Annotated in this window: 11 protein-coding genes; all 11 read left to right on the top strand. The window is 29.8% G+C overall.

Annotated elements, in window-relative coordinates; all coding sequences use genetic code 11:
- Window positions 1–10 precede the first annotated feature (10 nt).
- The 11 genes from RT99_RS16940 (at window position 11) to RT99_RS25865 (ending at window position 11,518) form a co-directional block, all read left to right on the top strand.
- The gene (locus RT99_RS16940; protein ID WP_042565912.1) at window positions 11–976 is read left to right on the top strand and encodes a glycosyltransferase family 4 protein; all 966 of its coding nucleotides are present in this window, start codon (window positions 11–13) and stop codon (window positions 974–976) included.
- Window positions 973–1,401, top strand: a complete 429-nt coding sequence (locus tag RT99_RS16945; protein ID WP_042565913.1) for a WxcM-like domain-containing protein — start codon at window positions 973–975, stop codon at window positions 1,399–1,401. Before RT99_RS16940 ends, RT99_RS16945 begins: the two co-directional genes overlap by 4 nt.
- Complete coding sequence (locus RT99_RS16950) at window positions 1,391–2,533, top strand: DegT/DnrJ/EryC1/StrS aminotransferase family protein (protein WP_042565914.1); 1,143 nt, start codon at window positions 1,391–1,393, stop codon at window positions 2,531–2,533. The genes RT99_RS16945 and RT99_RS16950 overlap by 11 nt, the downstream gene beginning before the upstream one ends.
- Window positions 2,534–2,559: 26 nt before the next feature.
- Window positions 2,560–3,108, top strand: a complete 549-nt coding sequence (gene rfbC / locus RT99_RS16955) for a dTDP-4-dehydrorhamnose 3,5-epimerase (protein ID WP_042565915.1) — start codon at window positions 2,560–2,562, stop codon at window positions 3,106–3,108.
- The gene (gene rfbD / locus RT99_RS16960) at window positions 3,108–3,953 is read left to right on the top strand and encodes a dTDP-4-dehydrorhamnose reductase (RefSeq protein ID WP_042565916.1); all 846 of its coding nucleotides are present in this window, start codon (window positions 3,108–3,110) and stop codon (window positions 3,951–3,953) included. The genes rfbC and rfbD overlap by 1 nt, the downstream gene beginning before the upstream one ends.
- Before the next feature lie 71 nt (window positions 3,954–4,024).
- Window positions 4,025–4,909, top strand: a complete 885-nt coding sequence (gene rfbA / locus RT99_RS16965) for a glucose-1-phosphate thymidylyltransferase RfbA (RefSeq protein ID WP_042565917.1) — start codon at window positions 4,025–4,027, stop codon at window positions 4,907–4,909.
- Window positions 4,910–4,995: 86 nt separating this feature from the next.
- A complete protein-coding gene (locus tag RT99_RS16970; protein WP_042565918.1) occupies window positions 4,996–6,963 on the top strand; it encodes a nucleoside-diphosphate sugar epimerase/dehydratase in 1,968 nt (655 codons plus the stop codon).
- A gap of 218 nt (window positions 6,964–7,181) precedes the next feature.
- Entirely contained in the window at window positions 7,182–8,048 is an 867-nt protein-coding gene (locus RT99_RS16975) for an ABC transporter permease (protein ID WP_042565919.1), read from the top strand.
- Between the two features lie 57 nt (window positions 8,049–8,105).
- Window positions 8,106–9,389, top strand: coding sequence for an ABC transporter ATP-binding protein (locus RT99_RS16980; RefSeq protein WP_042565920.1), 1,284 nt, complete (start codon window positions 8,106–8,108; stop codon window positions 9,387–9,389).
- Between the two features lie 5 nt (window positions 9,390–9,394).
- On the top strand, window positions 9,395–10,819 hold the full coding sequence (locus RT99_RS16985) for a hypothetical protein (protein ID WP_042565921.1): 1,425 nt from the start codon (window positions 9,395–9,397) through the stop codon (window positions 10,817–10,819).
- Window positions 10,820–10,825: 6 nt separating this feature from the next.
- The gene (locus tag RT99_RS25865; protein WP_052483713.1) at window positions 10,826–11,518 is read left to right on the top strand and encodes a CatB-related O-acetyltransferase; all 693 of its coding nucleotides are present in this window, start codon (window positions 10,826–10,828) and stop codon (window positions 11,516–11,518) included.

Here is an 11,518-nt window from a genome sequence, read left to right on the forward strand (position 1 = left end):
TTCATTAATAATGGAATATACAATACTTGGAATTCTTTTAATGATTTTAATGCTGTTATACTTCAAAGTAGCAGATAAGTTTAACATCATTGATAAACCCAATCAAAGAAGCTCACATAGCGAAATTACCTTAAGAGGTGGAGGAATTATTTTTTGGTTCTCTGCCTTGCTTTATTTTGCACAGCATTTTCAGAATAATTCCTTTTTCTTTACTGGAATTACGCTGGTTAGTTTAGTTAGTTTTTGGGATGACATTCAAAACCTTTCTAATAAAATTAGAATTTCTATTCATTTTATTTCGATCACCTTAATTTTTTATGATTTAGGATTATTTAATCTCGTTCCTGTGTGTGGAGTAATAATAGCGTACGTTTTAGCTATAGGACTAATTAATGCCTACAATTTTATGGATGGAATTAATGGTATTACTGGTTTATATACATTAGTTGTAATGGGATCATTGTTATATGTAAATACAACGATTCAACTTTTTACTGATGGTAATTTTATAAAATATGCAATGATTGCAAGTTTAGTTTTCTTGTTTTTTAATTACAGGAAAAAGGCTAAATGTTTTGCTGGAGATGTAGGTAGTATTGCAATCGCTTTTTGGATAATTTATTTAGTATTAAAACTCATTCTGATAACAAATTCGGTCATCTGGCTTTTATTTTTAGCTATTTATGGGGTTGATGCTATTTGCACTATATTACATCGATTGTATTTAAAACAAAATATTTTCGAAGCTCATCGTTTACATCTTTATCAGGTATTAAGTAACGAATATAAAATTCAGCATAGGTTGGTTTCACTATATTATGCACTGACACAAATAGTAATTTCTGTTTTGGTTATCTATTTTTATCAAAAAGTACAAGACTTAATTTTATTTGTATTTATAATTACGCCTTTGCTTTTAGTATATACTTTAAAATTTTATTTATTAAATAAAAATAATTTGAAAGTTAATATATGATTCCTAAAATAATTCAGGGCGGAAATTTTTCAGATCATCGGGGAACTATTTCATTTGTAAATGATTTTAGTTTTAAAGATATCGAGAGGTTTTATATTATTAGTAATTCAGATGAAAATCCAATTCGCGCTTGGCAAGGCCATAAGTTAGATGCTAAGAATTTCTATTGCTTAAGCGGATCTTTTAAAATTCATTTTGTAAAAATTGATAATTGGGAAAATCCTTCAAAAGATTTAGTTATAGAAACAATATTTGTTTCTGATTCAGAAAGTAAAATTGTTCATATACCGGCTGGTTATGCAAACGCAATAGAATCTTTAGAATCTAATGCAAAATTAATGTCATTTTCAACCTTACCTTTGTCAAATGTCAGAGATGATGATGTCCGTTATGATTCAGATTATTGGAAAATAAATGGAAAATAAACGAATTTATTTATCACTGTCACAACAAAGTGGTTTTGAGCAAGAATATATTCAAAAGGCACTAGAAACAAATTGGCTTACTTCTGGCGGGCCAAATGTTGATGATTTTGAAAATAAATTGCAAAATTATTTTTCCGATGGATCATTCATTACAGCTTTAAACTCAGGAACCTCTGCCATACATTTGGCTTTAATTTTATTAGGAGTAAAAGCGGGAGATGAGGTTATTTGTCAGACTTTGACGTTTTCGGCATCAGCCAATCCTATTTTGTATCAGGGAGCAATTCCTGTTTTTGTCGATAGTGAACCTGATACTTGGAATATTAGCCCGGAATTTCTTGAAATTGCTATAAAAGATAGAATCAAGAAAGGAAAGAAACCCAAAGCAATAATTACTGTTCATTTATATGGAAATCCGTATAAAGTTGAAGAAATACATGCTATTGCAGACCGATATAACATTCCTATAATTGAAGATAGTGCGGAAGCACTTGGAAGCTCTTATAAAGGTGAAAAATGTGGAACTTTTGGGGCATTTGGGATTCTTTCATTTAATGGAAATAAAATTATTACAACTTCAAGTGGAGGCGCATTAATTTCAAATTCAAAAGAATCAAAGGAAAAAGCGATTTTTTACGCAACTCAGTCAAAAGATGTTGCTGTGCATTATCAGCATAGTGAAATTGGCTATAATTATAGAATGAGCAATGTTTGTGCAGGTATTGGATTGGGACAAATTAAAGTACTTGACAATAATATTTCAACAAGAAGAGCAACCCATTTTTTTTATAATGATCTTTTTGATAGTATTAAAAATGTAACTCTTTTCGAAGTATTAAATGAAGATTATTTTTCAAACTATTGGTTAAATGCGATTTTGGTTGAGCCAATTTTGGAGAAAAATATAAATAGCGAAACTTTAAGATTGGCTTTTGAAAAAGCAAATATTGAAACCCGGCCACTTTGGAAACCAATGCACCTACAACCTGTTTTTATGAAATATCCTTATTACGGTAATAAAATTGCTGAGGGCTTATTTTCAAGAGGTCTTTGCCTGCCTTCCGGGTCAAATTTATCAAAAGAGGATAAAATTAGAATTGAAGAAGTTATCAAAACCTTTTTTGATTATTAAATAGAAATAAGAATTACATTTTTAATATGAAAATTGAAGAAACATCGATAAAAGATTTAGTTGTTATAGAACCAACCGTTTTTGGTGATGAAAGAGGTTATTTTTTTGAATCGTATAGCAAAACTAAATTTGAAGATTTAGGAATTAATATTGAATTTGTTCAGGACAATCAGTCCTTTTCAAAAAAAGGTACTTTAAGAGGTTTGCATTATCAAAATCCACCTTTTGCACAAACAAAATTGGTTCGTGTTTTAGAAGGTGAAATAATTGATGTCGCAGTAGATTTAAGAAAAGATTCTCCTACTTACGGAAAAGCTTTTAGTGTTTTATTATCAGCAGAAAACAAAAAACAATTACTAGTTCCTCAAGGATTTGCACACGGTTTTTCGGTTATTAGCGAAACAGCTTCTGTAATGTATAAATGTGATCAATTTTATAATAAACCATCTGAAGGTGGAATTAAATACGATGATCCATCGCTTAATATCGATTGGGGTATGAATTTAGAAGATGCAATAGTTTCTGAAAAAGACCAGATACTTCCTTTTATCGAAAATTGTAATAGTTTATTTTAATGAAAAAAATTCTTGTAACAGGAGCAAATGGACAATTAGGATCTGAACTCAATGTTTTATCCATGAATTATCCAAATTATCAATGGATATTTGCAGACAGAACGAAAGTCACACTAGATAACCTCGAACTTTTGAATACACAATTAGAGAGTATTCAACCTAATATAATTTTAAATTGTGGTGCTTATACAGCGGTTGATAAAGCAGAGACTGAAAAAGAATTAGCATTTACAATTAATAATTTAGCTGTTGAATTAATAGCCAAATATGCTTCGGAGAATAATATAAAATTAATCCATATTTCAACAGATTATGTTTTTGATGGATCTTCAGCTATTGCATTAAATGAAGAAGCAACCACCAACCCCATAAATGTTTATGGAGAAAGTAAGTTGGCTGGTGAAATAGCATGTTTAAATAATTGCCCTGATTCAATTATTATTAGAACTTCTTGGGTGTATAGTAAGTTTGGCAATAATTTTGTTAAGACAATGCAAAGATTAATGCAGGACAGAGAATCAATTAATGTCGTTAATGACCAAATTGGTTCGCCAACTTATGCTGCAGATTTGGCTCAGGCGATGATTGATATCTTGGAATCTTCAAACTGGGTTCCGGGTATTTACAATTATTCAAACGAAGGAGAAATAAGTTGGTACGAGTTTGCGTTGAGCATAAAAGAATTTGGAGGTTATAACTGTAATGTTGGTGGAATTCCATCATCTTCATATCCAACTCCTGCAAAAAGACCCGAGTTTTCATTGTTAGATAAGAAAAAAATTAAAGCTATTTATAATTTTAATATTCCCAATTATAAAGATAGCTTAAGAAAAATGTTTATATAGATTAAAGATGATTAATTTTAATGTTTTAGCATTGGAAGAAAGTCTAATCCAAAATGTAAAATAAAAGATATATGAAAGGAATTATATTGGCCGGAGGTTCAGGCACGCGTTTACATCCTTTAACATTAGCAATGAGCAAACAAATGATGCCTGTTTATGATAAACCAATGATTTATTATCCCTTATCAACGTTGATGATGTCTGGGATCAATGAAATATTAATTATTTCTACTCCACATGATTTGCCAAATTTTAAAAAATTATTAGGGGATGGTTCTAGTTTGGGCTGTAAATTTAGTTATGCAGAACAAGCAATTCCTAATGGGCTAGCTCAGGCTTTTGTAATTGGAGAAGAATTTATCGGTAAAGATGATGTAGCGTTAATACTTGGTGATAATATATTTTTTGGTTCCAACATGCAGGAACTATTAAAGTCAAATACAAAACCAAATGGAGGAGTAGTTTTTGCTTATCATGTTTCGGATCCTGAGCGCTATGGAGTGGTTGAATTTGATGAGAATTATAAAGCGATTTCTATCGAAGAAAAACCAGAAGAACCAAAATCCAGTTATGCAGTTCCGGGATTATATTTTTATGATAATTCAGTTGTTGAAATTGCTAAAAATATTAAGCCAAGCGCCAGAGGTGAGTATGAAATTACCGATGTAAATAAAGTTTATTTAGAAAGAGAAGCTTTAAAAGTTGGTATTTTGAGCAGAGGGACGGCATGGTTAGACACGGGAACTTTTAATAGTTTAATGCAAGCAGGACAATTTGTTCAGGTTCTTGAAGAAAGACAAGGATTAAAAGTAGGCTGTATCGAAGAAATTGCATGGAGACAGGGCTTTATAAATGATACTCAGTTAGAGGAACTTGCATTGCCTTTAGTGAAATCTGGATACGGATCTTATTTAATTGATTTTTTAAAACAAAAGAAAAAAGTTGTTAAAGTTTAATTTCTGTTAGAGAAACAATTTTTTGAAACCTTTAATTTGTACTTTTGTATGTAATACGAAGTTTACAAAATTAAACAGAACCCAAATTGAATACAGAAGAGCAAGCTAAAATAAGGACTTTGTTTCATAATTTCCTATCACCGAGAAATTTAAGGGCAAATATTAATAACCTGAGCTATTTACCCAGGTGGATTATTATTGCTATAGATGTAATGGTGCTGGTTTTTTCGTTCACATTTACATACATGTTGTTTGAAGGAACAGCGTTAGGATATATTGTTACATCACATCATTTCTATTTTGTTGGGAGTTTAATTTTTGTAAATATATTTTTCTTCTGGTTGTTTAGAACCTATTCGGGAATTATTAGACATTCCTCTTATATAGATGCTATTAAGCTGCTGTTTTCTCAAATGTCAGTTTTGGTGTTCTTTCTTTTTTTTAATCTGGTTTTCGAATTATACGCAGGACATAAAGCTTTTTTAAATACCGCTCTCTTTATTAATTTAGTTCTGTCTTTTTGCGGATTGTTTTTATATCGTGTAATTGTAAAACAGACTTTTGAATTATATTTTTCAGAGAAAACGAGTACTAAATTAATTAGAACAGTTATTTATGGCACAGATGCTAATGCTATTTCGGTAGCGAATGCATTAAAGTTTGAAACGCCTTCTCGTTTTAAAATAGTTGGTTTTGTTGATAAGAACAATCAAAATGCATCCAAGAGAATGTTGGATTTGCCAATTTTGATTTTAAGAAAAAAATTACCAGCCTTAATGCGTTCCGTTGCTGCAGAAGGTGTAATTATAGCTGATAAAAGTTTAACTAAAGATGAACAGTTAATTATTGTTGATCAATGTTTAGAATTTAATTATAGAGTTTATACAGTTCCTTTGATTTCTGACTGGGAAAATCAAAAAGAAATTTCTCAAAAGGTAAAAAATATTCAGATTGAAGATTTATTAGAAAGAAAGCCGATAGTCCTGGATAGTAAATCAATTTCAAAGCAATTAAAAGACAAAACAATTCTTATCACAGGTGCAGCCGGATCAATAGGAAGCGAGATAGTAAGACAAGTGCTTGGATTTAATCCTAAAAAAGTAATTATTTTAGATCATGCTGAAACTCCACTTCATAATTTATGTTTGGAAACTTTGGGGATGAATTCTGAAACAAAAATTATTGCTGTAATTGCGGATGTAAGAAGTAAGAAAGCATTGGAAAAAGTTTTTAAAACTCATAGCCCGCATGTTGTTTTTCATGCTGCTGCTTATAAACATGTGCCATTGATGGAAGAAAATCCTTCACAGGCAATATTAACAAATATTAAAGGGACTAAGAATTTAGCTGATTTAGCATGTAAGTACTTTGTGAAGAAGTTTGTGATGGTTTCAACAGATAAAGCTGTTAATCCCAGCAATGTGATGGGGGCCAGCAAACGAATTGCTGAAAAATATGTACAATCTCTATTTTTGAAAAACCAAAATGAGAATGTAGAAGGTGCAACAAAATTTATTACTACTCGTTTTGGAAATGTTCTGGGATCAAATGGATCAGTTGTTCCTTTGTTTACCAAACAAATTGCAGAAGGTGGACCAGTAACAATTACACATCAGGATATCATACGATATTTTATGACAATTCCGGAAGCTTGTCAATTAGTTTTAGAAGCCGGAGCAATGGGTAACGGAGGCGAAATTTATATTTTTGATATGGGTAAACCAGTCAAAATAATAGATTTGGCGAAGAAAATGATTAAGCTGGCAGGTTTTATTCCTGATAAGGAAATAAAAATAAAAATTGTTGGTTTACGACCAGGTGAAAAATTATACGAAGAATTATTAAACGATACATCTAAGACTTTACCGACTTATCATAATAAAATCATGATTGCACAGGAGATACAGGATGAATATGAAAACCTGCATACTGAAGTCGATGAACTTATAGGAATTGCTGATTTTTATGATAATGATGACATTGTATCTAAAATGAAAAAAATAGTTCCGGAATTTAAAAGTATGAATTCAGCTTTCGAAGTTTTAGACAAATAATTTGCTTAGTACATACGAGAAATTCTAAATCAAATATTTAAAAAGGTGTTTTAATAAAACGCCTTTTTTGCTTTTTATACATTTTGTAGTTAAGTAAAAATCTTGTTAATTTTATTGAGCTGAATCGATTTTTAATTATAATTTTTAAGGGACTAAAAAAAACTTTTTTATAATTTTTAAATGCCTATTATTGCACTCCAAATTGTAATCAAAATAAAATGAAAAATAATAATGTTTCAAATGATTGGCTCTTTGAAATAACACCAAAAAACAAATTTTTCTCACTCAATCTTAAAGAGGTTTGGCAATATCGTGATTTACTTTTCTTATTTGTAAAACGTGATGTAATTACAGTATACAAACAAACCGTTTTAGGACCGCTTTGGTACTTAATTCAGCCTTTATTCACTTCGGTAACTTTTACTATAATTTTTAATAATGTCGCTGGTATAAATACGGGTACAGTACCTCCTTTTTTATTCAATTTAGCCGGGATTACCGTATGGAATTATTTTACAGCCTGCCTTAACGGAACTTCTGATACTTTCAAGTCTAATGCGGGAATATTCGGAAAAGTTTATTTTCCAAGAATTATAACTCCTTTATCAGTTGTAATTTCTAATTTAATCAAATTCGGAATTCAATTTCTTATTTTTATAGCTTTCTATTGTTATTACTACCTCATAGGAACTGACCTGAGTTTAAATGGTCTTGTTTTATTTTTCCCTGTTCTGATCATCATTATGGGAATTCTTGGGTTAGGATTAGGAATGCTAATATCATCAATGGTTACAAAATATAGAGATTTCAGTTATCTAGTTGGTTTTGGAATACAGTTATTGATGTATTTATCTGCAGTAATGTACCCAATGGAATTGATAAAAGATAAATTACCAAAATACGGATGGCTTGTTGAATATAATCCTTTAGCATATATCATTGAAACCGCTCGCTATATGCTTTTAGATGTTGGTGAAATTTCAATTCCGGGATTACTTTATACTTTGGTGCTTACAATTGCAGTATTTTTTATTGGTCTTTTAGTTTTTAATAAAACTGAAAAGAGCTTTATAGATACAGTTTAAAGCTAGTTTTTGATTAGGACAATAAATTTAAAATTTACAATTAATAATATATTATAATTGGAAAAAGATATTATTTTAAAAGCAGAAAATATCTCTAAACAATATCGTTTAGGACAAGTAGGAACAGGTACATTAAGTCATGACTTAAACAGATGGTGGCATCAGGTTAGAGGAAAAGAAAATCCATATTTAAAAATTGGAGACACTAACGACCGTTCGACAAAAGGAGAATCCGACTATGTATGGGCTTTGCAGGATATTAATTTTGAAGTTGAGCGAGGAGATGTTTTAGGGATTATAGGGAAGAATGGTGCCGGAAAATCAACTCTTTTAAAGATATTGTCAAAAGTCACGGCTCCAACCACGGGAAGTATAAAATCTCGCGGTCGTATTGCTTCGCTCCTTGAAGTAGGAACTGGTTTTCATGGTGAAATGACTGGACGTGAAAATATCTATTTGAATGGCGCTATTTTAGGAATGACCAAAAAGGAAATCACTTCAAAAATAGATGAAATTATCGAATTCTCTGGTTGTGAACGTTATATAGATACTCCTGTAAAAAGATATAGTAGCGGTATGACAGTTCGTTTGGCATTTGCCGTAGCAGCATTTTTAGAACCTGAAATTTTAGTTATAGATGAAGTTTTAGCAGTGGGTGATGCTGAATTTCAGAAAAAGGCTATTGGTAAAATGCAGGACATTTCCAGAGGTGAAGGGAGGACCGTATTATTTGTTAGTCACAATATGGCTGCTGTAAAAAGTTTATGCACAAAGGGCATTGTCATGGAACATGGGAAAGTAGTTTTTAAAGGAGGAATTGATGATAGTTTAAAAAAGTACCAAACTTTAACGCAAAAAATAAGCACTAAACTTTTAGATTTTAATAGAAAAGGAACAGGAGAATATAGAGTTTCAGGTCTAAATCTGATTTCAAATGGTGACAAGAAGAACACCTTTTTTCTTGGAGAAAAGATTACAATTAATTTATTGTTAAAACAGCTTAAACAAAACAGCTTAAAAAATATAAGAATTGTTATTGGAATATATAATTTCATGGATGAAGGATATTTAAGATTTGATTCCAATTTGTTAAATTTTGCTATTTCCCTTGATAAAGACGAAGCAGAAATCTCTTGTGAATTGGAGGAATCTTTAAATATTAAACCTGATAATTATTATTTAAATATAGCAGTTTTCAACGACAATGTTTTAATCGATTATTTAACGAACGCTTTTGAGTTTACTATAGAAAACGCAGATTATTTTAATACTGGTAAAAATTTACAAGATTCAGAATTATCAAGAGTATATTATAAACATAAGTGGTCACAGTTAAAATAAATAAAATGGATAATATTCAATACTCTCATAAGTCAATGATAGATGATTTTGGCAGAGTTTTTTTTTATAATAATAGAGTTTTCAGACAGATATCAAAAGAAAAAGAAAGCATTTGTTTGGAATTGCTTAACTCAGATATGTTTAAAGAGTTAATCAAAAGAGAGCTAATACCTCAAACCTTTGTATCAGACGAATTCCCGGAAAGCAAACAACTTATTTTAGAACATGAACGGTTAGTTGAAAGTTTACAACATGAATGGACATTTCAAATGTTTAAGGATGCTGCTTTAATGGTGTTGGAAATTAATGATATTTGCAATAAATATGGTTATGAATTAAAGGATGCACATACCCTAAATGTCTTATTTAATAACAATAAACCTGTTTTTGTAGATATTGGAAGTATAGATGTGATTAGATCTAAAAATCACTGGATTGCTTACGAAGAATTTTTAAATTCGTTTTTTATCCCGTTATTATTTTGGAGTAAAAATGAACTTTTGATTGTTAGAAAATTATTAGAGAGTAATTTTCATAGAATGTTCACAATTCCTTCTCAAAATATAGAAGAATCGGGATTGTATAAATTGCTATTAGTCGATAGATACATTTTTTCTTTTAGAAAAAATATATTGTTTTCATCAAAAAGAAATATTTCTATTATCAGCTTTTTTGTAAAAGCTGCAAACAAGCTATTAAAAATTATTTTTAATAAGAAAAATAAGCTTTTTAGATATGATCTAAAAGTAAATAGACTAACGGATAACTTTCCAAAAAAGGAAATAAAGAACAATATAGATTTACTTTCAAAATCTATCATAGATAGTCAATGGAAAGGTTATCATGGTAAATTTTACAATGAGATTGAAAATGTTAATTACTCCTATAGATTTAAAAGATTATTAGAAATTATCAATGAATTGAAAGACATCGAAACAGTAATCGATTTAGCAGGTAATGAGGGTTATTTTTCTTTTTTGTTGTCTAAGGAAATGGATTTAAAAAGAATTGTTTTAGTTGATTATGACGAAAATGCTATAAATGAGGCATATTTAAATAGTAAGAAGTTAAATATTAATAATGTCACGCCTCTTTTATTAAATTTCATGTTTACACCTGATTTATTAGGAACTTCTAAAAGACTAAAGTCTGATTTGGCAGTTTCTTTGGCTGTAACGCATCATTTAATATTAACTGGTAAATTTTCTTTAGCTGCAATTTTTGAAAGACTTATTATGTTTTCAAATAAATATGTGATAGTAGAATTTATGCCTTTAGGGTTATGGAGTATTGAAACAAAAATAAAACAAGAATTGCCTGAATGGTACACTATTGAATGGTTTAGAGATGAATTTATAAAGTCTTTTAGTTTGCTAATTGAAGAACAATTAGAAGAAAACAGAATTGTTTTTGTGGGGAAAATTAAATAGAGGTAAATGAAAAAAGTAATTAAAAATAAAATTATTTCCTTTTTAGATTTTGTTATAAAAAAAACTATAATAGCTGTCTATGGAGTTAATTCAAATATTTATAAATTACTCTTTAATAATATAGATTTAAAAGAAAAAGAACAGATTCACAATAGTATTTTAGATAAGAATGTTAAGTTATATACACCTTACAAGCTTGTGAATTCAAATGTTGGAGAATACACATATATTGCAGAGAATGTGATTCTTAATAATACTACAATTGGCAAATTTTGTTCAATAGGCCCAAATTTACTTTCTGGCTGGGGAATACATCCAACTAACGGCTTATCAACACATCCAATGTTTTACTCAACACAAAAACAAAATGGTATTACATTAAGTGAAGTTGATAAAATTGAAGAGACGAAAAATATTACTATTGGTAACGATGTTTTTATAGGAATGAATGTCACTATCCTCGATGGTGTAAAAATTGGTGACGGTGCTGTTATAGGTGCCGGAGCATTAGTTTCTAAAGATATTCCTGCATACGCAATAGCTGTAGGTAATCCTATTAGAATCATTAAATATAGATTTGATGATGCTAAGATTGATCAACTTTTAAAAATTAAATGGTGGGATTTTGAAAAAACAGATCTGAGTTTAGTGGAGAAATACTTTTTTGAAGTAGATGAGTTTTTAAATAAATTTATTTGA

The organism is Flavobacterium sp. MEB061 (genome assembly GCF_000834715.1).
Lineage (GTDB): Bacteria > Bacteroidota > Bacteroidia > Flavobacteriales > Flavobacteriaceae > Flavobacterium > Flavobacterium pectinovorum.